A 25,372-nucleotide genomic window follows, 5' to 3' on the forward strand; every position below is an offset into this window, starting at 1 on the left:
TACGCTACGGTAGCGTACTGTTTCCTGTCAAGAGAGGAAGGAGTCCCATGTCGGGGCCTACGCAGATCACGGATAAGCGGGTCGAGCGCTCGAAAGCGAAAGTGCTGGCCGAAACCTACCGGCAGTTGGTGCACAGCGGGATCGCCGGGGTGAGCGTCGATGAAGTTTCCCGCATCTCGGGGATTTCGAAGACGACAATTTATCGCCACTGGCCCTCGCGCTCGGCCCTGCTGATCGATGCCTGTTCCCGGCTGGGGGGCACGCCCGTCGCGCCCGACACCGGCAGCCTGCGAGGGGATGCCCGGGCCCTGCTCTCTCACCTCGCCCATCAGCTGCAGACGGCGAACTGGGGTTCCGTTTATCCCTCGATCATTGACGCGGCAGAGCGCGACGGCGAGCTGAGCACCATGCAGGCAGCGCTGCACAAGACCTTCATGGCGCCATTTGAGGCCATTATAGAACGCGCCAAGGCTAAAGGAGAGGTTCCCCGGGACCGCGTCACCAACGATGTCGTCGCCCTGCTGGTCGGGCCCTTCTTCTTCCGCCGCTGGTTCGCCAAGGAGGGGATGGACGACCGTTTCATCGATGCGGTCATCGAAGCGGCAATTCGATAGCCAAAGCCAAGGTAACGCCCGCCCGATTATCTCGGGCGGTTGACATGCCCCATCTTGCGGCCTGGCCGCGCCTCCGCCTTGCCGTAGAGGTGTAGGCGGGCGCCGGGTTCGGCCAGCAGGTCGTGCCACTGGTCGGCGGCGTCGCCGATCAGGTTCTTCATCATGCAGGGCGCCGTGATGTCGGTGGCGCCCAAGGGCAGGCCGCAGACGGCGCGCACCAGCTGCTCGAACTGGCTGGTGGCGCAGAAATCCATGGTCCAGTGGCCGGAATTGTGCGGCCGGGGCGCCACCTCGTTCACCAGCACCTGGCCGTCCGGCGTCACGAACATCTCCACCGCCAGCAGGCCGACGACGCCCAGCGCCTCCGTCAGCGTCCGGGCGATGCGCGCGGCCTCGGCCGCCACCGCCGGGGTCACGGCCGCCGGCACCAGCGTCTCATCCAGGATGCCCTTGGCGTGGCGGTTCTCCACCACCGGGAAGGCCGCCATGACGCCATCGGCGCGGCGCGCGACGATGACCGAAACCTCGCAGGCGAAAGTGACGAAACCCTCCAGCACGGCGCTGTCGGTGCGCAGCGCCTCCCAGGCGGCGACCAGGTCGCTGTCGGGCCCCAGGCGCACCTGGCCCTTGCCGTCATAGCCCATGCGGGCGGACTTGAGGATAGCCGGCGTGCCCAGGTCGGCCACGGCGGCGCGCAGGCTGTCGACGCCGGTCACCGCGCGGAAGGGCGCGGTGCCGATACCGAGATTGTTGGCGAAGGTCTTCTCTTCCAGGCGATCCTGGGCCACGGCCAGGACGTGGGCGCCCGGGAAGGTCGGCACGCGGGCGGCCAGGAAGTCGATGGTGGCCGTGGGGATGTTCTCCCACTCCAGCGTCACGACATCGACGGCCTTGGCGAAGGCCTCCAGCGCCGCCCAGTCATCGAAGGCTGCCAGGGTCTCAACCGACACCACCTGGGCGCAGGGGCTGTCCCTGTCCGGCCCGTAGGCATGGGTGCGGTAACCCAGGTTGGCGGCGGCCAACGCCGTCATGCGGCCCAGTTGGCCATTGCCCAGCATGCCGATGGTCGAACCCGGCGGGACGACGGTGAGGGGGGGAAGGGTCATTCCTCGTCCCGGGGTTCCAGGGCCACGCGATCGGTCTGGGCGGCGCGCCAGGCGTCCAGGGCGTCGGCCAGGCGCTTGTCGTTCAGCGCCAGGACGGCGGCGGCCAGCAAGGCGGCGTTGATGGCGCCGGCCTTGCCGATGGCCAGGGTGCCCACAGGGATGCCGCCCGGCATCTGCGCGATGGACAGCAGGCTGTCCATGCCCTTCAGCGCGTGGCTTTCCACCGGCACGCCGAACACGGGCAGCGGGGTCATGGCGGCCGCCATGCCCGGCAGGTGCGCGGCACCACCGGCGCCGGCGACGATGACCTTCAGGCCGCGATCGCGGGCGGTGGTGGCGTAATCGACCAGGCGGTGCGGGGTGCGATGGGCGGAGACGATGCGCGTCTCGAACGGGACGCCCAATTCCTCAAGCACGGCGGCGCCGTGGCGCATGGTCGCCCAATCAGACTGGCTGCCCATGATGATGCCGACCAGCGGCGCGCTTTCAGGCTTCTGGCTCACCGGTGTTGCTCCCCCCGGACTAAAGGAAGCGCCGGATTATAGGAAGGGCAAGCGGCCTTGCAAGTGCCGGCACCGCATGCCGGCCACGCCCGGACGGGGGCCCCGCAGGGCCTGCCCAGGATGGAAAATGACATCAAGCGATGATGTCGGGCAGCAGTTCACTTTCCAGGCGGGCGATCAAGTCCTTGAGCAGCAGCTTGCGCTTCTTCAGCCGCTGGATCTGCAACTGATCCACCGGGAACTGGCCCGTCAGGCGGGTGATGATGTCGTCGAGGTCACGATGCTCCACCCGAAGCGTCGCCAGCTTCTCCTTCAGGGTGTGTTGTTCAGTCATCCGTGCCTTTTAGCGTTCGCTGATCTCGATCACCGGGCGATCTATACCAGAAATCCGGCGATAGGGGTGCTGCCTTTCGGCATGCCTCTCGGCGATTGCGGGCAGGTCCGGTTTTCCTCAAACTCACGTCTCGATCATCATTTCGTCAAAGGATGGGCACAGGTATGAGCAGCGGCAAGCGCATCGGCATCCTGACCAGCGGCGGTGATTGCGCCGGCCTGAACGCCGTCATCCGCGCCGTGGTCCACCGCGCCGTCACCACCTACAGCTGGCAGGTGCTGGGCATCGAGGAAGGCACGCACGGGCTGCTGGACCGGCCGGTGCGCCACCGCGTGCTGCTGCCGGCGCATGTGGACGGGAACATCCTGCGCCAGGGCGGCACTGTGCTGGGCACGACCAACAAGGGCGATCCCTTCGCCTACCCCATGCCCGACGGAACGAAGAGGGACCGGTCGCAGGAAATCATCAGCGGCTGTAGGGAACTGGGCCTGGACGCGCTGATCGGCATCGGCGGCGACGGCAGCCTGGCCATCCTGCGCCGCCTGGCGCAGGAGGGCGGCCTGAACCTGGTGGGCATCCCCAAGACCATCGACAACGATTTGGGCCTGACCGAGGTCTCCGTCGGCTACGACACTGCCGTGGCCGTGGCGACGGAGGCGCTGGATCGCCTGCAGCCCACGGCCGCCAGCCACGCCCGCGTCATGGTGCTGGAGGTCATGGGACGGGACGCCGGCCACATCGCGCTGGCGGCCGGCATCGCCGGTGGTGCCGACGTCATCCTGCTGCCGGAGATCCCCTGGACGGTGGACGGGGTGGCCAACCGCATCCGCCAGATTCGCGCCCAGGGTCGCAACTTCGCCCTGGTGGTGGTGTCGGAGGCGGCCGCCCTGCCGGGCGGCGGCAAGGCCCGGCAGGAGTTCACCGACGGGCAGAAGCGCTATGGCGGCATCGGCAGCTACATCGGCCATCTGATCGCCGAGGCGACAGGGGCGGAAACCCGGGTCACCGTGCTGGGCCACGTGCAGCGCGGCGGGTCGCCCAACCCCCGCGACCGGCTGATCGCGTCGGCCTTCGGCGTGCACGCCGTCGATTTGATCGCCCAGGGCAAGTACGACCGCATGGTGGCCTGGTCCAACCGCAAGGTCATCGACGTGCCTATCGCCGACGCCATCAAGGCCTATGCGGCGGTGGAGGTGGACGGCACACTGGTGCGCACCGCCCGGGGCCTGGGCATCTATGTGGGCGAGCCCGTTGCCTGACTCCCCCGCGGCCTTCTGGCCCTACGCCCTGGACGCCTATGCCCGGCCCGGCGTCGCCCAGGCATGCCTGGCGGCGCAGGACGCGCACGGCGCCGATGTGCCCTTGCTGCTGTGGGGTGCCTGGGCGGCGGGCCGGGGCCACACCTTGACCGAAGCGGATCTGACCGCAGCCGCCACGGCCGCCGCCCGCTGGCGCGCGCCCGTCATCGAACCGCTGCGCCAGGCCCGCCGCGCCTTGAAGGCGCTGGCGGCCGGCGCACCCGAAAACGAAGCCCTGCGTCAGGCAGTCAAGGCGGCGGAACTGGAGGCCGAGCGGCTGTACATGGCGGCCTTGGAACAGGTCGCGGACGGCTGGCCGGCCCCCGCCCCACCGTGCCAGCGGACCTTGCGCGACAATCTGGCGCGTCTGCTGCCGCCGGAAGCGGCCTTGGTTACAGAGCGGTTACATAAGGCGCTTTCCTGACCGTGCGATGCCTATGGTAGGGTCGCCCCCATCAAATCATTTCACCTGGAATCATATTTTCGGGCGGCCTTGATTTTGACCCCTTCGGGGTCCCTGGCCTGGTTGCCGTGGGCAGCGGCACCGGCCGGCAGGGGGACCCCGTGGGCCCAACGACAACAACAGACGACAGACGATGGATCACATGTCTGGGGTACGCAGCCTTTCCACATCGGCCGCACTGGCCGCCCTGATCGCCGCCGCCGGCCTGGCCGGCTGCCAATCCACCGACACCAAGGCCCCGGCGCCCCCCGCCGCCCAGCCGGCATCGCCCCCCCAGGGCGCCGGCATGCCGGTGGTCGATAACGACGTCAATCCCTGCGAGAACTTCTTCCTGCATGCGTGCAGCGTGTGGAACAAGCGCAACCCCATCCCGGCGGACCAGCCGCGCTGGGGCACCTTCAACAAGCTGGCCGACGACAACCTGGCCCTGCTGCACGACGAGTTGGAGAAGCTGGCGACCCATCCGACACCGGACAGCCAGCGGGTCGCCGACTTCTACGCCGCCTGCATGGACGAGAAGGGCATCGAGGCGCGGGGTCTGGCGCCGCTGCAGCCCCTGCTGGGCCGCATCAACGGCCTGAAGAGCAAGAAGGGCCTGACCGGCCTGCTGGTCGACCTGCACATCGCCGGCGTCAACGCCTTCCACCGCGTGGGCCAGCAGCAGGACTACAAGGACGCGACCCAGGTCATCGCCGAGGTCTACCAGGGTGGCCTGGGTCTGCCGGACAAGCCCTATTATTTCCGCGACGACGAGAAGTCCAAGCAGCAGCGCGCCGCCTATGTCGCCCACATCCAAAAGATGATGGAACTGGCCGGCCTGCCCGACGCGGCCGCCAAGGCCCAGACGGTCATGGGCATCGAGACGCGCCTGGCCGACGCCTCGCTGGACCGCGTCGCCATGCGCGAGCCGGAGAACCGCTATCATATCAAGACCTTCGCCGAGCTGCGGAAGCTGGACCCGGCCATCGACTGGACGGCTTACGTCCGCGGGGCCGGGGTCAAGCAGCCGGCCACGCTGAACGTCAGCAATCCCGATTATATGAAGCGGGAAAACGAGCTGATCCACAGCCTGAGCCTGGCCGACATCAAGACCTATCTGACGTGGCGCACCCTGAGCGCCTACGCCAACTGGCTGCCCGACGCCTTCGTGCAGGAAAACTTCAACTTCTATGAGCGCACCATGCGCGGCGCCAAGGAGATGAAGCCCCGATGGAAGCGTTGCGTCAGCGCCACCGACGCCGCCTTGGGCGAGGATCTGGGCAAGTACTTCGTGGCCCGCGCCTTCGGACCGGAGAAGAAGGCCCGCATGCTGCAGATGGTGGCCGATATCCGCAAGTCGCTGGATGAGACCTTCCCCACCCTGACGTGGATGAGCAAGGAAACCCAGGCCAAGGCCCATGCCAAGCTGGACGCCTTCACCGCCAAGATCGGCTACCCCGACAAGTGGCGGGACTACGGCGCCCTGACGGTCAGCCGCGGCGACGCCCTGGGCAACGCGCTGCGGGCCGAGTCCTTCAAGTTCCACTACGACATGGCCAAGATCGGCAAGCCGGTGGACAAGGGCGAGTGGGGCATGACCCCGCCCACCGTCAACGCCTATTATTCCCCCACCCACAACGACATCAACTTCCCCGCCGGCATCCTGCAGCCACCCTTCTTCGACAGCGCGGCCGACGACGCTGTGAACTACGGCGCCATCGGCGTGGTCATCGGCCATGAGATCAGCCATGGCTTCGACGACCAGGGCCGCAAGTTCGATGGCGACGGCAACCTGAAGGACTGGTGGACAGCCGACGACGCGGCCCAGTTCAAGACCCGTGCCCAATGCCTGGTCGACCAGTACGGCGGCTATGTCGCCGACGGCGACGTGAAGGAGAACGGCAAGCTGAAGCTGGGTGAGAACACCGCCGACAACGGTGGCATCCGTGTCGCCTACCGCGCCCTGATGGAACGGCTGGGCGCGAAGAAGGATGAGAAGATCGGCGGCCTGACGGCGGCCCAGCGCTTCTTCTACGGCTTCGCCCAGGTCTGGTGCGGCGAGGCGCGTCCGGAGTACCGGCGCCTGCAGGCCCAGACCGACCCGCACTCCCTGGGTGAGTATCGCGTGAACGGCACCCTCTCGAACATGAAGGAGTTCGCGGAGGCGTTTAACTGCAAGCCCACCGACAAGATGGTGGCCGGCGACAAGGCCTGCCGCGTCTGGTGACGGGCGCCTGACAGGGGTGCCGACAGGGGCACCGGTGCGGACCACCGGCGCCCCTGCTCATTTGAAAAAACATAATGACAGAAGGTAGAGCATCCACATGAGCAAGCCTATCGCGGGGATACTGAACCGGGCAGCGCCCATCGCCCTGGCCACCGCCCTGGTGGCGCTACCCCTGGTGGCGGCCCCGGCGGCCCGAGCAGCCGAATCGGCGAAGCCCGCGGCCAAGGCGTCCGCCACGGACGCGGCCCTGCCCCAGGTCGATGACTCGGTCGACCCCTGCCAGAACTTCTACCAGTACGCCTGCGGTCCCTGGATCAAGGCCAACCCCATCCCCAGCGACCAGTCGCGGTGGGGCAGCTTCAACGCCCTGCATGAGCGCAACCAGCAGATCCTGAAAGCGGCGCTGGAGGATATCGTCGCCCACCCCAACGCCGACAACCAGCGCGTGGGCGATTTCTACGCCGCCTGCATGGATGAGGCCGGGGCCGACGCCAAGGGCGCCGCCCCCGTCCAGCCCCTACTGGACAAGGTCAAAGCCCTGACGTCCAAGGACCAGTTGCCGGCCCTGGTGGCGGAGCTGCACGCCGTGGGCGTGGACGTGTTCTTCAACTTCGATGCCCAGACCGACTTCCAGGACGCCCGCCAGGACATCGCCGCGGTGCAGCAGGGCGGTCTGGGCATGTCCAACCGTGACTACTACCTGCGCGACGGCGCCAAGTTCGACAGCATTCGCCAAGCCTATCTGGAGCACATATCCCATGTCTTCCAGTTGCTGGGAGACGCCCCGGCGGCGGCAGACGCCAAGGCCCAAGTGGTCATGCGGATGGAGACGGAGCTGGCACGCGTCTCGCTCGGTCTGGCGGACCTCAACGATCCGCAGCAGACCAACCATAAGGAGCCGGTGGCGACGCTGACCAAGCTGGCCCCCAGCTTTGGCTGGGAGGCCTATTTCAAGGCGTCCGGCGCGCCGGCCTTCAAGACGCTCAACGTCGCCGAGCCCGGATTTCTGGAAAAGGGCATGGAGGCGGTCCTGGCGGCAGCCTCGGTCGACGACGTGAAGACGTACATGTCCTGGCAAGTGGAACGCACCTTCGCCAGCTGGCTGTCCAAGCCCTTCGTGGATGAGCGGTTCAACTTCTTCTCCAAGAAGGTACGCGGCGTGGAGCAGAACCTGCCCCGCTGGAAGCGATGCGTGGCCGCGACGGACGGCGCCCTGGGCGAGGATCTGGGCAAGTATTATGTGAAAACCGCGTTCGGCGCCGGCCAAAAAGCCAAGATGCTGACCATGGTGAAGAACCTGAAGGCGGCGTATTCAGTCGACATCGACCAGTTGGACTGGATGAGCCCCGCGACCAAGAAGCGCGCGCACGAGAAGCTGGACGCCATCGTCGACAAGATCGGCTACCCCGACCAGTGGCGGGACTATTCCAAGCTGACGACCAGGAAGGAGGACCTGGTGGGCAACGTCCAGCGCGCCAACGCGTTCGAGACGGCACGTCGGCTGGCCAAGATTGGCAAGCCGCACGATCGGAAGGAGTGGGAGATGAGCCCGCCGACCGTGAACGCCTATTACGACCCGACCGAGAACGACATCAACTTCCCGGCCGGCATCCTGCAGCCGCCCTTCTATTTCGCGGGCGCCGACGACGCCATCAACTACGGCGCCATTGGTGCCGTCATCGGCCATGAGATGACCCACGGCTTCGACGACCAGGGCCGCCAGTACGACAAGGACGGCAACCTGAAGGACTGGTGGACGGCCGAGGACGCCAAGAAGTTCGAGGCCCGCGCCCAGTGCGTGGTGGACGAGTACGACGGCTTCGTCGCCATCGACGACGTGCACCTGAACGGCAAGGCCACGCTGGGCGAGAACCTGGCCGACAATGGCGGCCACGCCATCGCCCTGAAGGCCCTGATGGCCACCCTGAAGGGCAAGGCGGCCAAGAAGGACGGCCGCTTCACCACCGAACAGAAGTTCTTCCTGGGCTATGCCCAGGTGTGGTGCAGCAACCAGCGCGACGACGCCAAGCGCGACCAGGCGATCACCGACGTCCATTCCCTGTCGGAATACCGGGTGAACGGCGTCGTCTCCAACAATCCGGAGTTCGCCAAGGCCTTCAACTGCAAGGCCGACGCGGCCATGAACCGCGGCGCCAAGGCCTGCAAGGTCTGGTAAGCGGCCGGGACCCCCGTGGCTTCCCCGGAAGCCACGGGCCGAGTCTCAAAGGAAGATCCCCGCCGGCCCGTGCTGGCGGGGCTTCTGCATGGCTGGGCGGCAATCACCGCCGAATCGCGCCCGAGCCGCAAGAAATCCCAAAGCCTCAAAACAAAAACCGCGCCTTCATCCAGGCGCGGTTTTTGGTTCCGATGGCCGGCGAACCAGCCACGGGGCAGAAACGCCTTATCAGCCCTGGCGGGCCTTGAAGCGCGGGTTCTGCTTGTTGATGACGTACACGCGACCCTTGCGGCGGATAACGCGGCAAGCCTTGTGGCGGGTCTTCATCGACTTCAGGGAGTTCACGATCTTCATGATTTGGACTCGGGCACTTGGATTGGATCACGGTTCGAGGCCGGGAAAATAGTAAGGGCCGGCCCCGCTGTCAACCTGAGTCATATCGTAAAATCGATCAGCTGATATCCGCCGGCTTCAACACATAGAAACGGTAGAGGCGGATGCCGGCGTCCAGCACCGCCACGCGGCGGGCCCACAGCTCCACCTCCTCCACCACCGCGATCTTGGTCTCGTGATCCATGCTGTGCTGTTCCAGGTGAGTCACCAGCCCCTGGATGGCGGTCAGAATCAGGCTGCGGTGCAGGTCGGACAGGTCCTCGGTGATGCGGATGTCCAGGTTGCGCTGCTGCAGGCCCTGGGCGTACTGGTCCACCGTCCAGGGATGCGGCTCAACCGGTTCATGGTCCAGCCAGCCCTTGAAGACGGGGCCGCTGGCCTTGGCCTTGTCCAGAACGTAGTCGGTGAACAGAAAATGGCCGCGCGGCTTCAGCGCCGCCTCCACCGCGTCCAGCAGGCCGTCCTTGTTGCGGACGGTGTAGAAGCCCTCCTTGGCGAACACGGCATCCACGCGCTTGGGCCAGGAGAAGGTTTCCGGGTCGAAGGGCTGGATGGGCGCCTGGCGGGCCATGCCGGCCTTGTGCGAACGGAACATGCCGGCCTCCGCCAGCACGGGATTGGATTCCAGGCCCGTCACCCAGGCGCCGAACTGCGAGGCCATGCTGCGGGTGGACCCGCCCAGGCCGGCGGCCAAGTCCAGCACGCTCATGGCAGGGTTCAGGCCCAGGGGCTTCACCAGGGTGGGAATGTGTTCGTTGCCGCCGGGGGTGGCGTAGCCGTCGCCCCAAATCTTTTCCGCCACCTGCACACGGGTGGCCGTCCACAGGGGTTTGCCGGAGCGGTTCAGAGTGCGCCGCTCCGTGGAGGACTGGGGCGACTGCTTGGCGGAACCGCCCTGGACGCCGCCCGCCCCCTGTTCCTCGTCGGCACGCGGACGGCGGCTGAGCACCGCAGCCAGGTCGTAGCCTTCCCACCAGGCGACAAAGCGATCCTTCAGGGTCGCTTGCGGCAAGGTCGCCGGTGGCAGCGCCGCACCCTTGGAGCCCTGCTGGGCAGACATGCGTGGAACCAGCCCCTTGGAACATTAATGCGGAAACATATTGTACAGTCATTGCGTGACGGTTGAAATGGCAATGCTGAAACGCGCGCGCGGTCCGAGGGCACCTGGATGGGGCGGAAATCGGCCCCCCTCCGCCGGCCTTAAGCCGCCGGCGCCGCGAATACGCTACGGTTCCAGGCGCTTGCGTTGCACACATGCCTTCGCCCGGGGCATCCACCCGCTACACCAGATAGGCCCATGACCGAGTCGGATCTCAACCGGGTGCTGCTCGTCGAGGACACCGCGCCCCTGGCTCGGGTCTACACCGAATACCTGCATAGCGAGGGGTACGAGGTGGAGCACCGGGAGACGGGCACCCAGGCGCTGGAAAGCCTGCGCCTGCGGCAGCCAGGCGCCCTGGTGCTGGACCTGAAGCTGCCGGACATCGATGGGCTGGAGGTGCTGCGCGCCGCCCGGGAGAGCCACCCCGACCTGCCGGTCATCGTGGTGACGGCCCACGGCTCCATCAGCGTGGCGGTGGAGGCCATGCGCGACGGCGCCTTCGATTTCCTGGTGAAGCCCTTCACCGCCGCCCGCCTGATCGTCACCGTGCGCAACGCGCTGGAGCGGCGGCGCCTGACCCGCATCGTCGCCCATTACCGGCGGGAGTTGGACCGGGGCAGCTTCCATTCCTTCATCGGCGCCTCCACCCCCATGCAGACGGTCTACCGCCTGATCGAAAGCGTGGCGCCGAGCCGGGCCAGCGTTTTCCTGACCGGGGAAAGTGGCACAGGCAAGGAGCTGGCGGCCGATGCCATCCACCGCTGCAGCCCCCGCCGCGATCATCCCTTCATCGCCATCAACTGCGCCGCCATCCCCAAGGACCTGCTGGAAAGCGAGATCTTCGGCCATGTGAAGGGTGCCTTCACCGGGGCGGTCGGCGACCGCGCGGGCGCCGCGCGCCAGGCCGACGGCGGCACCCTGTTCCTGGACGAGGTGTGCGAGATGCCGATGGAGCTGCAGGCCAAGATCCTGCGCTTCGTCCAGACCGGCACTTTCCAGCCGGTGGGCGGCACGCAGATGGAGAAGGTGGATGTCCGCTTCATCTCCGCCACCAACCGCGACCCGCTGGCCGAGGTGGCGGCCGGCCGCTTCCGCGAGGATTTGTACTATCGCCTGCACGTGGTGCCCATCCATCTGCCGCCCTTGCGCGAGCGGGAGGGCGACGTCTGCCTGATCGCGCGGCATTTCCTGGCGGACATGGCGAAGGAGGAGGGCAAGGCCTTCCAGCGACTGGATGGCGATGCCGAATCGGCGCTGATGGCATACGAATTCCCCGGCAACGTCCGGCAGTTGCAGAACATCCTGCGCAACGTGGTCGTGCTGAACGACGGGGCCGCCGTCACCCGCGCCATGCTGCCGGAACCGCTGCGCAGCGCCATGGCGGATACCGCCGCAACCCGCAGCAACCCGCCTGAGTCGATCGCCGCGCCGTCCCCGGAGCGGACGCCGGCCGCGCCGGCCGCCGCGGACCCGCTGGCCTCCTCGACCGAGGTCGTGCCCCTATGGCAGCTGGAAAAGCAGGCGATTCAACGTGCGCTTGCGCTGACGGGCGATGATGTGCCCCGAGCCGCGGCGCTGTTGGAAATCAGCCCGTCGACCATTTATCGCAAGCTGCAACAGTGGAAAATTAAGATCACCGGCTGACCAAAGGAGAGCCCCCTACATCTGGGGCCCGGACACCAACATTGCTACCCGTTATTGCGGCCTATTCAGGTTGATGGCGCAAGTGCGCCCAGCGGGGCCCAGCTACCTCCGAAATGACTTGGGCATCCGGCATCGCATGGCTGGTGCAGTCCCGTTTTTTTCGGTATAAGCTCCCACACAGGAGAGAATCCTGCGCAGCCAGATCCGGCTTGGGAGGGGCGCGTGTTAGGGCCTTTCCTTGCGACCGGTGCCCCCGGCCAAGCACTTTATCGACTACATTCGAGTTCAAATCACATGTATGAGCGCCGTTCTCCGCAGAGCCCGCAGATCACCCGCCGGGGCGTCAACGCCACCGTCAAGTGGTACAACCCCACGAAAGGTTTTGGTTTCGTGACCCTGTCCGACGGGTCGCCGGACGCCTTCTTGCACGCTTCCGTCGTGCAGGCCTTCGGCCATGACAGCCTGGCGGACGGCACCACCATCAATTGCGACCTGTCCCAGGGCCAGAAGGGCCCGCAGGTTGCCGCCATCCACAGCGTGGATGAGTCCACCGCCACCCCGGGCGGCGGCGGCATGGGCGGTGGCATGGGCGGCGGTCGCCGCGACAGCTTCGGTGGTGGCGCCCCGCGCCGTGCCGCCGGTGGCTGGGAATCCAGCGGCCCGACCGAGACCGTTGAAGGCACTGTGAAGTTCTACAGCGCCGACAAGGGCTTCGGTTTCGTGACCCCCGATGGCGGCGGGAAGGACGTGTTCGTCCACATCACCGCGCTGGAGCGTTCGGGCGTCCGCGCCCTGACGCCGGAGCAGCGGGTGCGCCTGACGACCAGCATGGGTCAGAAGGGTCCGCAGGCCAATCGCGTGGAAGTCCTCTGATCCATCCGATCTGGTAGAACGGGATTGACGGCGCCGGGAAGCCCCGGCGCCGGATTTCCTGTTTCCTGACAGATGGGTTCGTCCTCGACCCGCTGGCATCTGGCAGCATCCCCTTTGGGATCAGCCGGGTGCCGGCGCTGGGGAGCTTAATTCGCGGGCCGGAGACACGGAACGCGCCGTCCGGCCGGACGGCGCGTTTTGTCTTGCCCGCATGGTAGCGGTAGCAGGGCGCGGCGGGGTGACGCCCCTCCTCCCTCCGCCACCTCTCCCCTGTTCCCTGGCCGGCGGCGGCATGCCATTGTTGCGGCATGCATAAAAAGCCCCGGCAGCCCGCCCCCGCCCCCACCCGCCGCCCATTTACCGCCGCCCTTCTGGCCGGCGCACTGATCCTGGCACCGCTGGCGGCGATCGGCCCGGCCCATGCCCAGGGTGGCGATCCGGAACTGGCCTCGCCCTTCACGCCACGGCCGGTGGTACGCACCAAGTCGGACATGGTGGTGGCGGCCAACCCGCTGGCGGCGGAGGCCGGGCACGCCATGCTGCGGCAGGGCGGCAGCGCCGTGGATGCGGCCATCGCCGTGCAGCTGGTGCTGGGCCTGGTGGAGCCGCAATCCTCTGGCCTGGGCGGGGGCGGCTATATGCTGATCTGGGATCCCAAGACCAAGAAGCTGGTGTCCCTGGATGGACGGGAAACGGCGCCCGCGGGATCGGCCGCCGATCGGTTCGTCGGCCCCGACGGCCGCCCCATGCCGTTGATGCGCGCCTTTGACGGTGGGCGCGCCGTGGGTACGCCGGGCATCCCCGCCCTGCTGGCGGAGGCGCACAAGCGCTATGGCAAGCTGCCCTGGGCCACCCTGTTCCAGCCGGCCATCCAGCTGGCTCGCGACGGCTTCGTCGTCAGCCCGCGCCTGGCCCTGTTGCTGAAGGGGCTGACGCCGCAATTGAAGGACCGGCCCGACATGCTGGCCCTGTTCTTCCATACCGGGCCCGACGGCAGCCTGACGCCGCTGCAGGCGGGGGAGACTTTCCGTAACCCGGCCATGGCACACACGCTGGAGGTCTTGGCCGCGCAAGGCCCCGACGCCTACTACCACGGCATTCTGGGCCAGGATCTGGCCAAGCATCTGGCCGACAGTGCCCTTCCGGCCGACACGCCCGGGGGGGCTCCGGCCCTGGTTACCGTCCAGGATCTGGCGGCCTACAAGGTCGAGGAACGCGATCCCCTGTGCACGCCCTACCGCCAGTGGAAGGTGTGCAGCATGGGCCCCAGCAGTTCCGGCGGCATCGCCATTGTGGAGATGCTGGGCCTGCTGGAACATTTCGACATGAAGGGCCTGGGCAAGGACTCCCCCACCGCCTGGCACCTGATGGTCGAGGCCAGCCGCCTGGCCTACGCCGACCGCGACCTCTATGTCGGCGATCCCGCCTTCGTCACCGTGCCCAAGGGGCTGCTGGACAAGGGCTACCTGGCCGAGCGCGCCAAGCTGATCGATCCGGCGCACGCGGCCAAGGGCCCCGTGCCCGCCGGCGTGCCGCCGCAGAAGCAGGGGGCGCTGTACGGTCCCGGCTGGCAGGCGGACATCCCGTCGACCTCGCACATGTCCTTGATGGACGACAGCGGCATGGCCGTGTCCTTCACCACGTCGGTGGAGTTCGCCTTCGGCTCGGGCATGGCGGTGGACGGCTATGTGCTGAACAACCAGCTGACCGACTTCTCCTTCATCCCCACCAGCCCGGGAACAGGCCTGCCCGTGGCCAACGCCGTGGCGGCGGGCAAGCGCCCGCGCTCCTCCATGGCGCCTACCATCGTCTTCGACCAGACGGGCAAGCCCATGCTGCTGGTGGGCTCGCCCGGCGGGCCGGCCATCATCGGCTATGTCGCGGAAACCATCGTGGCGGCACTGGATTGGGGCCTGGACGCGCAGGAGGCGGTGAACCTGCCGCGCATCGTCAACCGCAACGGCACCACCGCCCTGGAAAGCGGCCCCTGGGCCCCGTCCCTGAAGGCCGGGCTGGAAGCGCTGGGCCAGACGGTGGAGCTGAAGGCCATGCCCAGCGGCCTGCACGTCATCAAGCGCACCGCCACCGGCCTGGAAGGCGGCGTCGACCCCCGCCGCGAGGGATTGGCGGCGGGGGACTGAGGAACCCGCCTCAAGCCGCCGAGCGGGCGGCCTGGGCCATGATGTCGTTGGCGGTGGGCACGCGGCCCATGCCGGACTTCGCGCGCTTGGCCGCCATGGGCAGGATGGGGGCGGTGATGACGCCGCCCTCGGCCGCGCGGCGCACGCTGCGCGCCACCTTGCTGTAGGCGCCGGTCTCGATCTGGCGGATGCGTTCCTTGCTGACGCCGTAATGCTGGGCCAGCCGCTCCAGCGTCACCGGCTCGTCCGCCAGGTTGCGGGAAATGAAGATATGGCGCTCACGGTCGCCCAGGGACTTCAGGGCATCCAGCATCAGGCCCTTGCGCTGGCGCAGCTCACTGCCTTCGGCCAGGCGGCTTTCCACCGATTCGGCGTCGTCGGCCAGCAAGTCCATGGCCTCCTGGTCATTATCCTCACCCATGGAGACGTTCAGGGAGGCAACGGGGGTGGCGAAGCGATGCTCCATCTCCCGCACTTCCTCCACCGTGGCGTCCATCTCCACCGCGATGCGCTCCGCCTCCTCGTCCGTCATCATGCGGTCGTGGACGCCCAGCCGGCGCTGGGCCTGGCGCAGGTTGAAGAACAAGCGCTTCAGGGCGGCGGTGTTGCCCCCCTTCAGCATGGACCAGTTGTGCAGGACGTAGGACTGCACCTCCGCCCGGATCCACCACAGCGCGTAGGTGGCGAGGCGGAAGCCGCGCGACGGGTCGAAGCGCTGCACCGCCTTCACCAGGCCGATGTTGGCCTCCGACACCAGATCGCCCACGGGCAGGCCGGACCGGGCATAGCGGGAGGCGATCTTGATGGCCAGGCGCATATGGCTGTGCACCAGTTCATCGGCGGCGCGCTGGTCCTGGTTGACAGTCCAGCGGTTGGCAAGCTCAAGCTCTCGCTCGGGCGACAGCATGGGGTAGCGGTTGGCCTGGGCCGTGTAGGCCCGCAGCAGGTCGACCGACTCAGAAGAGAATGAACCCATCGCCCGTCCCCTTTCAGTACCGTCCTGGCCGCATATCGGCACCGGACTTGGCCCAGAGTAAGGTGGTGGGGGGCAGCAAATCCGACGCGCCCCGTTCACCACGCTGTCATCTTTTGCCGGGACATCTAAAGATTGGGTTAACGGCCTTGAACAAGCACGCGGCGTACCCAACGCCCTTTCCAACCGCCGCCGCGACCGGATGGTTCCGGCGTGCTTGATATCCCAGGGGCGGATCATTCCAGTGAATGTCATCATGCAAGCCTTGCCCGCCGTGCCCGGCTGCGGCAGCATCCCGGGATAAGCAATCACTAACCGCCGGGCCGGACGCCGCAGCGCCGCCGCCGGGGACACCTTGGGAGATGAGAAGATGAGTCACGCCGCGGTCCTGGTGGAGGACGGGAACGGGGTCCGCACCCTGGTGCTGAACCGGCCGGAAAAGCGCAACGCCCTGACCGGCGCCATGTATTCGGCCCTGGCCGAGGCGCTGACCGGCGCCGCCACGGATGACACCGTGGGCGCGGTGCTGATCCAGGGATCGGGCGGCAGCTTCACCGCCGGCAACGACCTGGCGGACTTCCTGGCCAGCCCCACGCTGTCGGCCGACACCCCGGTGATGCGTTTCCTGCGCGCGCTGGCGACATTCCCCAAGCCCGTGGTGGCGGCGGTGGAAGGCCACGCGGTGGGCGTGGGCACCACCCTGCTGATGCATTGCGACCTGGTCTACGCCGCCCCCACCGCGCACTTCGCCATGCCCTTCGTCAGCCTGGGCCTGGTGCCGGAGGCGGGATCCAGCGTGCTGGCCGCCCGGCTGCTGGGCCACCCCCGCGCCGCCGCCATGCTGATGGCGGGTGAGGCGCTGACGGCCGATGGGGCGGAGGCGGCGGGCCTGATCAACGCCGTCATCCCCTCAGAAACACTGTATGAGCATGCGGCGGCCAAGGCGGCAGCGCTGGCGGCCAAGCCCCGCGCGGCCATGGCCAACACCAAGGCCCTGATGCGCCATGACACCCCCCAGGTGCTGGAAGCCATGGCGCGTGAGGCCACCCTGTTCGCCCAGGCGCTGACCAGCCCCGAGGCCAAGGCCGCCTTCCAGGCCTTCCTGTCCAAGGGCCGCTGATCGGGGCCGCTGCCGGCGGCGGTTCCGCCCGTGTCCCCAAGCGTCGGGGATACGGGCGGGCCAAGCCCGTGGGGCAACGTCGGTCGCGTTCGGACCAGAGACGCAAAAGCCGCGCCCGGTTGCCCGTCGCGGCTTCAACATATTGATTTTTCTGGGGAAGGATGGTGGGCGCGACAGGGATTGAACCTGTGACCCCTACCATGTCAAGGTAGTGCTCTCCCGCTGAGCTACGCGCCCATCCTTCGAAATCCACCGATTTTTGCGGGGCCCCGTTACTGGGGTCATCGGCGTGGGCGGCTGTGTAGCATCGCCCGAACCGGCTGGCAACCCTTCTGTTTCATCAAATCGAAAATTTTCTTCCCCGTGCCGCTGACGGGCGCGGCGGTGCGGGGGAATGAAGCATTTCAATGCAGCGGTGGGGTTCGCCTTCCCTGGTGGCGGGGGCGATACTGGCGACCCGGGGGGCGGCTCACCGCCTGCGTGAGGGCCGGGGCGCGAAAACAGTCCGCGTCGCTTGGCGCAGGGTAGTCGGGCTTCCGCCCATCGGACGGCGGCGGGACGGACGGCCCGAGACCCGGAAATAAAGAAGGCCGCGCCTATTGGCGCGGCCTTGAGTTTAGGGAGGAAACGCCCAAGAAGTGCGTTACGACAGAACCACAATCGCGGCCATGTCGCACTGCACAATATGCCGATCAGGACCCGCTTGATCAAGCGGAAAATGCATCTCGGCCGAAGAATCTTGATTATTCAGGCTATTGCCTCTGGCCGCTGAAAATCGGCTTGCCCCAACCGTTGTGCGACGCAACACATTGATTCAAGAGAAGATCGTGTAATTGCGTTACATCGCCAGGGGTCCCCCGGCCCCAATTTTCCGGCCTTATGGCGCAAACGCAACCACGGCGCCCGCGCCATGACCAGCGGCCTCCCCTACAATCTGGGGCATGACCGACACGCACCTGATATCCGGCCTGGTGACCAAGCGAGCCGAGCTGGGCGGCGAGATCGCGAAACTTCGGCGTCAGCTCCAGGCGCTGCTGAACGATCTTGATGCTATCGGCCGGGTTCTCTTGATGGTGGGCTATGACAAGTCGCCGAATGCCATCAAGCCCATAGAGCGGCGTCCGGGCGGCCACCGCGATCCGTTCACCCATGTGCTAATCGATCTCCTTCGCGAGACTGACGGGCCCATGGCCAGCAGCGCGCTTGTCCAACTGGTGATGCGGGCCGAGAACCAGGATGAAAGCGACCACGGCGCCTATCTCAACGCCAACAATGATGTGCGCATCGCGCTAAGGCGACTGCGCTCCAAGGGCATCGTCGAACGGCTCGGCGATGGATTGGAGTGCACCTGGCGACTCGCACAACAATGAGCATTGCTCATGGAAATGATTCCGGCACCCATGTCATAGTGCCGGCGCCGTCACCGGGCTTGGTCGCTTGATGACGGCACGCAGTGCGCGTTCACACGGGGTTCCCGCTATGTCGGGCGGCCCACGGAATACAACACCCTCACACAACGGCGGGTCGCTCCCGGCGTTGGGGAATACGTGGGGCATGTCTCCCTGTGTGCATGCGACCAACCGCCCGGCGCCAGCTGGCTGGGGACGGGCAAGCACGGGGATAGGTCATGAAGCGTTTCTTCATTGCGTGCGCTGTCGCCGGCAGCGCAACGGTTACTGCTGCCTGGGCGGGAGATGCCCAGCAGAAAATCGAGCTGACCGGCGAACAGGTCGCCCCACCCCTGGATGCTGGGAGCGCTCAGGTGTTCGTCGACTTCGTCAGGGTCAACAATTTCCAGTGCCGTCATGTGGACTTGGTACGGCGGTGCATCCTGGATCGATGCTTCGAGGTCCGCTGCGACCTTCAATGGACTTATGAGGTCCGCGAGTTCGCGAGAGGCGGCTATTACATCGTCGTGAAGTAGGGAGCCTCAGGCCGCGCGCTTCTGCCACCGGCCGGTGAAGTCGATCGACATCGGCGACCGGCCGGCCTGGCCCACGAGCCGCGAGAATAGAACCCCATTGGGCTGGCGGCGGTGATCCTCCCGCCAGCCCATCTCGGCCGCATATCTTCCCAGATAGAGATCGCTGATCTGGTGGTACTGGCCCCACTCGGCGCGCCGCAACCGGCTGAAGAAGCTCTCCGCCTGGTTCGTGCAGGCGTCGTCGTGGCTGTAGGCGAAGCTGTGGTTGATCTGGCGGATCCGGAACTTGGTGCGCAGTGGTTCCCAGGAATGGGCTTCATCCGTATGCACGGTGGTTCCCTTCTCGACACGGGCCTTGATGAAATCGGCCGACGCTTCCTCCGTCGGGAAGACGGCGGCGACCGTGCGGCCGCCGCGTTCCCGGATCGCCACCACAACCTTGCGCTTGCCGGTCTGGTGCTGGGCCAGGCGCCGGTCCTTGCGGTTGGCCTTGTAGTTCGCCGGACGGACATGGCCGCCAACATAGCAGCCGTCCACCTCGACAGTCTCGCCTGAGCCGCCAACGCTGGCGCCCTTCATCTCCGACGCCATCGCCTCGCGCAGCTTGTGGCAGAGCACCCAGGCGGCCTTGTAGGAGATGTCCATGTCCCGGCCGAGCTGAAGGGCGCTGATGCCCTTCACGGCGTTCACGAACAGCACGATCGCCGCCAGGTAATCCCGGATCGAGAGCTTATGGTAGGCGAACAGCGTGCCGCTGGTCGGGCTGAAGTCCTTCCGGCAGGCAGCACAACGGAAGCGCGGAGTCGCGCCTCGCGTCACGTCATAGCACCGACCATTGCCGCAGCAGGGGCACACCGGCGCACCATCGGTGTCCGGCCAGCGCAGACGCTGAAACAGCTTCCACGCATCCGCGTCCGTCAGGGACAGAACAGCCTTCAGGCTGATCGTCCGCGCGGCGGCAGAAAGGAGGAAGTGTTGGGACACGGGATATCACCAGATGTGATGTTGTTACATCGAATATGATGATGTTTAGGCGGTGCCTTGTCAACGGTGATTACATCGAATATGGTGATGTTCATACCGAATATGGAGTTGACATGACTGGAATCGAATGGTCGGAGAGGGCCAAGGCCCTGCTGAAGGCCGAGCTGAAGCGGCGCAACGTCGGGTATCGCGAGTTGGCAGAGAAGCTTACCGCCATGGGAATCCCGGAGACGGAACGCAACATTGCGAATAAGATCAGCCGTGGGGGATTCACGGCGGCGTTCTTACTGCAATGTCTATCAGCTATCGACTGTCATACGCTGCGGCTGTCGGATGGATAGGCGCGAACGCATTGTTCGCCCCGATCTCCTTGGCGTCAGTAATCCAAGATGGGCAACAGCCATCCAAGCCAAGTCGGGACGCTACCAATAGCGAACAGAAAATAGGTAGTGGTGAGCGACCAGGAGAAAAAGAAGAATCCGGAAGCGCAGAGTATGCGTTTCCAGTTAAGATTATTGAGAGCCCAGATGATGCCGAACGCGCCAGGGAGCGCGAAAATAAATCCAACGACCGTGAAGATAAAAGTCTCGAGATGAGTCGGCGGTCTACGGTAGCAGCTGAAGAACAAGCATGGCTTGGTAACTGGCAAACGGTCTCTGGTGGCATTGGTGCCATTGCTGGTATTGTAGGTGTTGTGCTCGCTTATCTTGCGTTTAAAGCCGCCAGTGATTCCGCGAAGGCCGCTTGGCGGGCAGTCAAAGTTACGGAAGGTGCAAATAAAATTTCTGAAGAAAACTCCAAAAAGTCTATCGAATTGATGGAGACTGCTCTCATCGAAACCGATAGAGCGTGGATTACCGTTTCCACAAGTGTCGCTGAACTGACAATGCACCAAGGCTATATAGAAATAAAGGCGAATTATCATATTGAGAATGTCGGCGGGCGAGTTTGTCCATATTATATAAGGACTGAAGCGTTTGGTAGTATTGGAGATGTCGCCAAATATACAAACGGCCTCAGGTTTGATGAAACCAATGGCAGCATTATGGGGTTTATTTTTCCAAATAAAGATAAGATCAGTGGAATAGCCAATCCCACTATTAGCTCCGAAAAAGTCGGCAATTCTTACATCGTGATATGTGTTGTTTACAAGCTGAATGGATTCAATAATTTCAGATATACGGCTATGGCTTATAGGGTTGGACATGCGACCAATGGAGGAAACGCTGGGCCGGATGTGGCCGCCCTGCAGAACAATGGTCGGGTTGGCGCCAAGCTGTCGTGTGTGAATCATCTGTGCATGATAACGTAACAGCTCCTCAGCAACCCTTACATCATCTGCTGGACCACCGACGGCCGGCGCGACGAAGAGGAAGAGCCCGAGAAGGGCTGAGACGGCTGCGGCCGCCACGCGGTGGAGCGGGCGCCTCATATCACCGCCCTCCCGCCGCCGGTGGTGTTTGCGCCATAAGACCGCAATTTTCTTACACCAATGATATTGACAGCGCTGTCTCCGCCACGCTCTAAGTCGGGTGCGAAAAACGCGCGCGGGCGGGGTTTCCCCCGGGCGCACACCCTATCTGTATAATGGGGTACGCACCCGGCGGCCGGACATAAGGCCGGCCGGGTCGTTGGAATGGGAAGGAAACGGAAAAGGAAGGCGTCACCCATGCAGGGCCTCTCGCTCTTGGCGGACATCGGCGGCACCAACGCCCGGTTTGCCCTCTCCGAATCCTCGGAAACAGCGCCGCACGACGCCCACGCCGCCAGCATCTCGGGCGTGCGCATCCTGCCCTGTGCCGACTACCCCTCGCTGGAGGCGGCGGCAGAGGCCTATCTGGCGCTGGAAGCGCCGGGCGCCCGGCCCAAACAGGCCGCCATCGCCCTGGCGGGTCCCGTGACCGGCGACCGGATCCGCATGACCAACCTGCCGTGGGAATTCTCGATCGACGGCGTGCGCCGCTCGCTGTCGCTGGACCGGCTGGAGGTCGTCAACGACTTCACCGCCGTGGCCCTGTCCATCCCCGCCCTGGGCGCCAACGACCGGGCGCAGGTGGGGGACGGCGCGCCTGTGGCGGACGCGCCCATCGCCGTCCTGGGCCCGGGCAGCGGCCTGGGCGTCTCCTCCCTGATCCCGCGCAAGCGCAGCAACGGCCAGCCCGGCTGGACCGCGCTGGCCACCGAAGGCGGCCACGTCACCATGGCCCCGGTGAATGACCGGGAGTCGGCCATCCTGGGCGTGCTACGCAAGCAGTTCGACCATGTGTCGGCGGAGCGCGTGCTGTCCGGCCCCGGCCTGGTCAACCTCTATGAGGCGGTGTGCCTGGCCGATGGCAAGGAGCCGGCGCGCCTGACCGCCGCCCAGGTCACGGCCGCCGGCACCCAGCATGCCGGCGATCCCGCCTGCATCGAGGCGCTGGAAACCTTCTGCGGCATGCTGGGCACCGTGGCCGGCAACCTGGCCCTGTCCATCGGTGCGCGCGGCGGCGTCTACATCGCCGGCGGTATCGCGCCGCGCATCCTGTCCTTCTTCACCCACAGCCGCTTCCGCAAGCGCTTCGTGGAAAAGGGCCGCATGCGCGACTATCTGGGCCCCATCCCCACCTATGTGGTGACCCACCCGCTGCCGGCCTTCCTGGGCCTGACCGCCAAGCTGGACGGCTGAGGAGACCGAGCGCCACGGACCACCCGCGGCGCTCAGTTTTCTTCAAGTCCAAGACAGCGTCAGTCCCCCGTCTCGGCATCCTCCGGCGGTGCCTCGCCCCAGCGGCGCAGGCGGCCGCTGTCGATGTCGAACAGGTCCAGGACGCGGCCGACGGTGTGGTCCACCAACTCGTCCACGCTGTCCGGCCGGATGTATAGGGCCGGCACCGGCGGGGCGATGATGGCGCCCATCTCGGCCAGGGCCGTCAGGCTGCGCAGATGGCCCAGGTGCAGCGGCGTCTCGCGCACCATCAGCACCAGGCGCCGCCGTTCCTTCAGCACCACGTCCGCCGCCCGCGTCAGCAGGCTGGAGGTCACGCCGGTGGCGATCTCGCTCATGGTGCGGATGGAGCAGGGCGCGATGACCATGCCCAGGGTACGGAAGCTGCCGCTGGAGATGGCGGCGCCCACGTCGGCGACGGCATGGTTGACGTCGGCCAGGGCCCGCACCTCGGCGGGCTTCAAATCCGTCTCATGCGCCAGCGTCATCTCCGCCGACCGGCTCATCACCAGGTGGGTTTCGATGGGTAGGGGGCGCAGGGTTTCCAGCAGGCGCACGCCGTATCGCACGCCGGAGGCGCCGCTGATGCCGACGATGAGGCGGGAGGGGGCGTTGGTCATGATGCTGCGATGTAGCGCCGCGCCGCCGCCGCCGTCCACCGGAATTGTTTTTGGATGAAACGGCGCCGCGCGGTACGAACCCACCATTATTTCCCGATCGCGAAGGGTCATGTCACGACAGCGGTCTAAAAGCGGCGCCGTCGTGGACCTATGTTCATGGGCGTGCCGTTAACCATGGCCTTTCAAGCCATCCCCAGAAGGAACGGGTTCGACCATGACCACCACTCCCGATCTTTTCGCGCCCGCCCATATTGGCGCCATCCCCGTCGCCAACCGCATCGCCATGGCGCCCCTGACGCGTGCCCGCGCCGGCATGGACGGGGTACACACCCCCCTGGCCGTGGACTATTACCGCCAGCGCGCCACCGCCGGCTTGATCATCACCGAGGCCACCAACATCTCGCGCCAGGGGCGCGGCTACGCCTACACCCCCGGCATCTACACGCCGGAGCATGTGACGGCGTGGAAGGCGGTGACGGACGCCGTGCACCAGGCCGGCGGCCACATCGTGCTGCAGCTGTGGCACGTGGGCCGCATCTCCCACACCAGCCTGCAGGAGGGCGGGGCCGCCCCGGTGGCGCCCAGCGCCCTGCAAGCTGGCGGTGAGACCTATGTCGAAGGCGGCTTCGCCCAGCCCTCCCCGCCCCGCGCGCTGGAGACGGCGGAGATCGCCGGCATCATCGACGACTACCGCAATGCCGCCCGCAACGCCAAGGCCGCCGGCTTCGACGGGGTGGAGGTGCATTCCGCCAACAACTACCTGCTGGAGCAGTTCATCCGCGACAGCACCAACCATCGCACCGACCGCTACGGCGGCGGCGTGGAGAACCGCACCCGCCTGACGGTGGAGGTGGCCCAGGCGGTGGCCGAGATCTGGGGATCGGACCGCGTGGGCGTGCGCCTGTCGCCCATCACCCAGGCGGCGGGGAACACGCCGCTGGACAGCGACCCCAACGGCACCTACGGCTTCCTGGCCGAGCGGCTGGGTGAACTGAACCTGGCCTACCTGCACTGCGTGGAAGGCCAGACGCGCGGCCCCAATGGCGCCCAGAACTTCGACTTCCAGGCCCTGCGCCGGAAGTTCGGTGGCGGCTACATCGCCAACAACGGCTATGACCGCGACCTGGCGGCCCGCACCATCGCCGAGGGTCGCGCCGACATGGTGGCCTTCGGCCGCCCCTTCATCGCCAACCCCGACCTGGTGCACCGGCTGAAGACCGGCGCGCCGTTGGCCCAGGCCCCGCAGGAGGCCTTCTACGGCGGCGGCGCCAAGGGCTACACCGACTGGCCCAGCGCGGCTTGACGCCGCTTGCCTCAAACGCCGGCGGGCCATCCGGCATGACACCTCATGCCGGTGGGCTTGCCGTGGTACCATTGCCCCAGAACAAAAAGGGCGGCCTCTCGCGGGGCCGCCCTTTTGCTGTATGCGGGATGAGATCAGAGGATCAGTCCTCGATCTCCTCCTCGCGGTCCTCGTCCTCAAGGGCCGCCTGCTCGGCGGCCAGGGCGCGGTCCTCGGCCGTTTCCAGCAGGGTGGTCGTTTCCAGCTCCGGCTCCGGCAGGCCGCGGCGGGCGCGGGACAGGGCGGCCTCCAGCTCACGCTGGCTGCACAGGCCCAGCAGCACGGGGCTGCGCGGCTTGATGTTGCTGGTGTTCCAGTGGGTCTTGTCGCGTACCGCGGCGATGGTCGGCTTGGTGGTGCCGATCAGGCGGGAAATGGCGGCGTCCGACAGTTCCGGATGGCTTTTCAGCAGCCAGGCGATGCCATCGGGCTTGTCGCCGCGCTTGGTCACCGGGGTGTAGCGCGGACCCTTGGAGCGCGCGATCGGCTGCGGCAGGTCGTGGATGCGAATCTGCAGCTTCAGGTCCGGGTTCTTCTCGCAGCGCTCGATCTCATCCTTGGTCAACTCGCCGTTGCCCACCGGATCGCGCCCGACCATGCCGATCGCCACCTCGCCATCGGCGATGGCCTGCACTTCCAGCGAGTGCATGCCGCAGAACTCGGCGATCTGCTCAAAGGACAGCGCGGTGTTCTCAACCAACCAGACCGCGGTCGCCTTCGGCATCAAGGGCAGTGCCATGCTTCCTCCTAACCCGTGGCGGAACGTCCCGCCAACACGCATCAAAACCCGTGAACAAGGTCGCGAAAAGCAATATCCGCCCGTCGCGCGGGCTGAAGGCCCCACGCAGCCGG

General features: G+C 66.4%; 24 protein-coding genes and 1 tRNA gene. 15 read left to right on the forward strand and 10 right to left on the reverse strand.

The genetic code is table 11. The features are described from left to right. The first annotated feature begins 47 nt into the window (after positions 1-47). Entirely contained in the window at positions 48-614 is a 567-nt protein-coding gene (locus FBZ89_RS09815) for a TetR/AcrR family transcriptional regulator (RefSeq protein ID WP_145749830.1), read from the forward strand. 26 nt (positions 615-640) lie between these two features. On the opposite strand, the gene FBZ89_RS09820 is transcribed toward FBZ89_RS09815, so the two are convergent. From FBZ89_RS09820 to FBZ89_RS09830, 3 genes are all read right to left on the reverse strand, one after another. Next, a complete protein-coding gene (locus tag FBZ89_RS09820; RefSeq protein WP_145749831.1) occupies positions 641-1,720 on the reverse strand; it encodes a 5-(carboxyamino)imidazole ribonucleotide synthase in 1,080 nt (359 codons plus the stop codon). Continuing rightward, the gene (purE, locus tag FBZ89_RS09825) at positions 1,717-2,181 is read right to left on the reverse strand and encodes a 5-(carboxyamino)imidazole ribonucleotide mutase (RefSeq protein WP_040848330.1); all 465 of its coding nucleotides are present in this window, start codon (positions 2,179-2,181) and stop codon (positions 1,717-1,719) included. The genes FBZ89_RS09820 and purE overlap by 4 nt, the downstream gene beginning before the upstream one ends. Before the next feature lie 175 nt (positions 2,182-2,356). Further along, complete coding sequence (locus FBZ89_RS09830; RefSeq protein ID WP_040848320.1) at positions 2,357-2,557, reverse strand: YdcH family protein; 201 nt, start codon at positions 2,555-2,557, stop codon at positions 2,357-2,359. Positions 2,558-2,721: 164 nt separating this feature from the next. Here FBZ89_RS09830 and FBZ89_RS09840 point away from each other — a divergent pair, with 164 nt between their 5' ends. The 4 genes from FBZ89_RS09840 to FBZ89_RS09855 all read left to right on the forward strand — a co-directional run bounded on the left by FBZ89_RS09840 (position 2,722) and on the right by FBZ89_RS09855 (position 8,700). Continuing rightward, positions 2,722-3,816, forward strand: a complete 1,095-nt coding sequence (locus FBZ89_RS09840) for an ATP-dependent 6-phosphofructokinase (protein WP_145749832.1) — start codon at positions 2,722-2,724, stop codon at positions 3,814-3,816. Beyond that, a complete protein-coding gene (locus tag FBZ89_RS09845) occupies positions 3,809-4,279 on the forward strand; it encodes a TIGR02444 family protein (protein ID WP_211115178.1) in 471 nt (156 codons plus the stop codon). The genes FBZ89_RS09840 and FBZ89_RS09845 overlap by 8 nt, the downstream gene beginning before the upstream one ends. Positions 4,280-4,460: 181 nt before the next feature. Further along, positions 4,461-6,524: a M13 family metallopeptidase gene (locus tag FBZ89_RS09850; protein ID WP_246172121.1), complete on the forward strand. Its 2,064-nt coding sequence runs from the start codon at positions 4,461-4,463 to the stop codon at positions 6,522-6,524. 97 nt (positions 6,525-6,621) lie between these two features. After that, the gene (locus FBZ89_RS09855; protein WP_246172122.1) at positions 6,622-8,700 is read left to right on the forward strand and encodes a M13 family metallopeptidase; all 2,079 of its coding nucleotides are present in this window, start codon (positions 6,622-6,624) and stop codon (positions 8,698-8,700) included. Between the two features lie 228 nt (positions 8,701-8,928). Here the strand turns inward: FBZ89_RS09855 and ykgO are convergent, their stop codons facing one another. Next, on the reverse strand, positions 8,929-9,054 hold the full coding sequence (ykgO, locus tag FBZ89_RS09860) for a type B 50S ribosomal protein L36 (protein ID WP_012973122.1): 126 nt from the start codon (positions 9,052-9,054) through the stop codon (positions 8,929-8,931). 97 nt (positions 9,055-9,151) lie between these two features. Further along, complete coding sequence (locus tag FBZ89_RS09865; RefSeq protein ID WP_145749834.1) at positions 9,152-10,153, reverse strand: methyltransferase domain-containing protein; 1,002 nt, start codon at positions 10,151-10,153, stop codon at positions 9,152-9,154. 237 nt (positions 10,154-10,390) lie between these two features. Here FBZ89_RS09865 and FBZ89_RS09870 point away from each other — a divergent pair, with 237 nt between their 5' ends. The 3 genes from FBZ89_RS09870 (at position 10,391) to ggt (ending at position 14,853) form a co-directional block, all read left to right on the forward strand. Then, positions 10,391-11,839 carry a sigma-54-dependent transcriptional regulator gene (locus FBZ89_RS09870; RefSeq protein WP_145749835.1) on the forward strand — a complete coding sequence of 483 codons (1,449 nt, stop codon included), beginning with the start codon at positions 10,391-10,393 and terminating at the stop codon, positions 11,837-11,839. 294 nt (positions 11,840-12,133) lie between these two features. After that, the gene (locus FBZ89_RS09875) at positions 12,134-12,712 is read left to right on the forward strand and encodes a cold-shock protein (protein ID WP_145749836.1); all 579 of its coding nucleotides are present in this window, start codon (positions 12,134-12,136) and stop codon (positions 12,710-12,712) included. Positions 12,713-13,020: 308 nt separating this feature from the next. Continuing rightward, positions 13,021-14,853: a gamma-glutamyltransferase gene (gene ggt, locus FBZ89_RS09880; protein ID WP_246172123.1), complete on the forward strand. Its 1,833-nt coding sequence runs from the start codon at positions 13,021-13,023 to the stop codon at positions 14,851-14,853. A 10-nt stretch (positions 14,854-14,863) separates the two neighbouring features. Here ggt and FBZ89_RS09885 read toward each other — a convergent pair whose 3' ends face one another. Continuing rightward, positions 14,864-15,829, reverse strand: coding sequence for an RNA polymerase factor sigma-32 (locus tag FBZ89_RS09885; protein ID WP_145749837.1), 966 nt, complete (start codon positions 15,827-15,829; stop codon positions 14,864-14,866). Between the two features lie 367 nt (positions 15,830-16,196). Between FBZ89_RS09885 and FBZ89_RS09890 the strand changes: the two genes are divergently transcribed. Beyond that, the gene (locus tag FBZ89_RS09890) at positions 16,197-16,946 is read left to right on the forward strand and encodes an enoyl-CoA hydratase-related protein (RefSeq protein ID WP_145749838.1); all 750 of its coding nucleotides are present in this window, start codon (positions 16,197-16,199) and stop codon (positions 16,944-16,946) included. Positions 16,947-17,108: 162 nt separating this feature from the next. Here the strand turns inward: FBZ89_RS09890 and FBZ89_RS09895 are convergent. After that, positions 17,109-17,183: transfer RNA gene (locus FBZ89_RS09895), tRNA-Val, on the reverse strand. 704 nt (positions 17,184-17,887) lie between these two features. Between FBZ89_RS09895 and FBZ89_RS09900 the strand changes: the two genes are divergently transcribed. Beyond that, a complete protein-coding gene (locus tag FBZ89_RS09900) occupies positions 17,888-18,316 on the forward strand; it encodes a hypothetical protein (RefSeq protein ID WP_145749839.1) in 429 nt (142 codons plus the stop codon). A gap of 257 nt (positions 18,317-18,573) precedes the next feature. Further along, on the forward strand, positions 18,574-18,870 hold the full coding sequence (locus FBZ89_RS09905) for a hypothetical protein (protein ID WP_145749840.1): 297 nt from the start codon (positions 18,574-18,576) through the stop codon (positions 18,868-18,870). A 6-nt stretch (positions 18,871-18,876) separates the two neighbouring features. Here the strand turns inward: FBZ89_RS09905 and FBZ89_RS09910 are convergent, their stop codons facing one another. Continuing rightward, the gene (locus FBZ89_RS09910) at positions 18,877-19,854 is read right to left on the reverse strand and encodes an IS1595 family transposase (protein WP_145749841.1); all 978 of its coding nucleotides are present in this window, start codon (positions 19,852-19,854) and stop codon (positions 18,877-18,879) included. A 113-nt stretch (positions 19,855-19,967) separates the two neighbouring features. On the opposite strand from FBZ89_RS09910, the gene FBZ89_RS09915 reads away from it, so the two are divergent. From FBZ89_RS09915 to FBZ89_RS09925, 3 genes are all read left to right on the forward strand, one after another. Further along, complete coding sequence (locus tag FBZ89_RS09915) at positions 19,968-20,195, forward strand: DUF6471 domain-containing protein (RefSeq protein ID WP_145749842.1); 228 nt, start codon at positions 19,968-19,970, stop codon at positions 20,193-20,195. An 11-nt stretch (positions 20,196-20,206) separates the two neighbouring features. Further along, complete coding sequence (locus FBZ89_RS09920; protein ID WP_145749843.1) at positions 20,207-21,166, forward strand: hypothetical protein; 960 nt, start codon at positions 20,207-20,209, stop codon at positions 21,164-21,166. Positions 21,167-21,490: 324 nt separating this feature from the next. After that, positions 21,491-22,519 (forward strand): glucokinase, encoded by a 1,029-nt coding sequence (locus FBZ89_RS09925; RefSeq protein WP_281292012.1) that lies wholly within the window; start codon positions 21,491-21,493, stop codon positions 22,517-22,519. A 59-nt stretch (positions 22,520-22,578) separates the two neighbouring features. On the opposite strand, the gene FBZ89_RS09930 is transcribed toward FBZ89_RS09925, so the two are convergent. Then, the gene (locus FBZ89_RS09930; protein WP_145749845.1) at positions 22,579-23,178 is read right to left on the reverse strand and encodes a UbiX family flavin prenyltransferase; all 600 of its coding nucleotides are present in this window, start codon (positions 23,176-23,178) and stop codon (positions 22,579-22,581) included. Between the two features lie 214 nt (positions 23,179-23,392). Between FBZ89_RS09930 and FBZ89_RS09935 the strand changes: the two genes are divergently transcribed. Beyond that, positions 23,393-24,481 (forward strand): alkene reductase, encoded by a 1,089-nt coding sequence (locus FBZ89_RS09935; protein ID WP_145749846.1) that lies wholly within the window; start codon positions 23,393-23,395, stop codon positions 24,479-24,481. Between the two features lie 142 nt (positions 24,482-24,623). Here the strand turns inward: FBZ89_RS09935 and FBZ89_RS09940 are convergent, their stop codons facing one another. Continuing rightward, positions 24,624-25,259 carry a DUF1013 domain-containing protein gene (locus FBZ89_RS09940; RefSeq protein WP_145749847.1) on the reverse strand — a complete coding sequence of 212 codons (636 nt, stop codon included), beginning with the start codon at positions 25,257-25,259 and terminating at the stop codon, positions 24,624-24,626. Positions 25,260-25,372 lie beyond the last annotated feature (113 nt).

The organism is Nitrospirillum amazonense (genome assembly GCF_007828045.1).
Taxonomy (GTDB): domain Bacteria; phylum Pseudomonadota; class Alphaproteobacteria; order Azospirillales; family Azospirillaceae; genus Nitrospirillum; species Nitrospirillum amazonense_C.

Excerpts from the sequence above, each read along its gene's own strand:
- FBZ89_RS09815 (WP_145749830.1), top strand. The coding sequence starts at position 48 with ATGTCGGGGCCTACGCAGATCACGGATAAGCGGGTCGAGCGCTCGAAA.
- FBZ89_RS09820 (WP_145749831.1), bottom strand. The coding sequence starts at position 1,720 with ATGACCCTTCCCCCCCTCACCGTCGTCCCGCCGGGTTCGACCATCGGC.
- purE (WP_040848330.1), bottom strand. The coding sequence starts at position 2,181 with ATGGGCAGCCAGTCTGATTGGGCGACCATGCGCCACGGCGCCGCCGTG.
- FBZ89_RS09830 (WP_040848320.1), bottom strand. The coding sequence starts at position 2,557 with ATGACTGAACAACACACCCTGAAGGAGAAGCTGGCGACGCTTCGGGTG.
- FBZ89_RS09840 (WP_145749832.1), top strand. The coding sequence starts at position 2,722 with ATGAGCAGCGGCAAGCGCATCGGCATCCTGACCAGCGGCGGTGATTGC.
- FBZ89_RS09850 (WP_246172121.1), top strand. The coding sequence starts at position 4,461 with ATGTCTGGGGTACGCAGCCTTTCCACATCGGCCGCACTGGCCGCCCTG.
- FBZ89_RS09855 (WP_246172122.1), top strand. The coding sequence starts at position 6,622 with ATGAGCAAGCCTATCGCGGGGATACTGAACCGGGCAGCGCCCATCGCC.
- ykgO (WP_012973122.1), bottom strand. The coding sequence starts at position 9,054 with ATGAAGATCGTGAACTCCCTGAAGTCGATGAAGACCCGCCACAAGGCT.
- FBZ89_RS09865 (WP_145749834.1), bottom strand. The coding sequence starts at position 10,153 with ATGTCTGCCCAGCAGGGCTCCAAGGGTGCGGCGCTGCCACCGGCGACC.
- FBZ89_RS09870 (WP_145749835.1), top strand. The coding sequence starts at position 10,391 with ATGACCGAGTCGGATCTCAACCGGGTGCTGCTCGTCGAGGACACCGCG.
- FBZ89_RS09875 (WP_145749836.1), top strand. The coding sequence starts at position 12,134 with ATGTATGAGCGCCGTTCTCCGCAGAGCCCGCAGATCACCCGCCGGGGC.
- ggt (WP_246172123.1), top strand. The coding sequence starts at position 13,021 with ATGCATAAAAAGCCCCGGCAGCCCGCCCCCGCCCCCACCCGCCGCCCA.
- FBZ89_RS09885 (WP_145749837.1), bottom strand. The coding sequence starts at position 15,829 with ATGGGTTCATTCTCTTCTGAGTCGGTCGACCTGCTGCGGGCCTACACG.
- FBZ89_RS09890 (WP_145749838.1), top strand. The coding sequence starts at position 16,197 with ATGAGTCACGCCGCGGTCCTGGTGGAGGACGGGAACGGGGTCCGCACC.
- FBZ89_RS09900 (WP_145749839.1), top strand. The coding sequence starts at position 17,888 with ATGACCGACACGCACCTGATATCCGGCCTGGTGACCAAGCGAGCCGAG.
- FBZ89_RS09905 (WP_145749840.1), top strand. The coding sequence starts at position 18,574 with ATGAAGCGTTTCTTCATTGCGTGCGCTGTCGCCGGCAGCGCAACGGTT.
- FBZ89_RS09915 (WP_145749842.1), top strand. The coding sequence starts at position 19,968 with ATGACTGGAATCGAATGGTCGGAGAGGGCCAAGGCCCTGCTGAAGGCC.
- FBZ89_RS09925 (WP_281292012.1), top strand. The coding sequence starts at position 21,491 with ATGGGAAGGAAACGGAAAAGGAAGGCGTCACCCATGCAGGGCCTCTCG.
- FBZ89_RS09930 (WP_145749845.1), bottom strand. The coding sequence starts at position 23,178 with ATGACCAACGCCCCCTCCCGCCTCATCGTCGGCATCAGCGGCGCCTCC.
- FBZ89_RS09935 (WP_145749846.1), top strand. The coding sequence starts at position 23,393 with ATGACCACCACTCCCGATCTTTTCGCGCCCGCCCATATTGGCGCCATC.
- FBZ89_RS09940 (WP_145749847.1), bottom strand. The coding sequence starts at position 25,259 with ATGGCACTGCCCTTGATGCCGAAGGCGACCGCGGTCTGGTTGGTTGAG.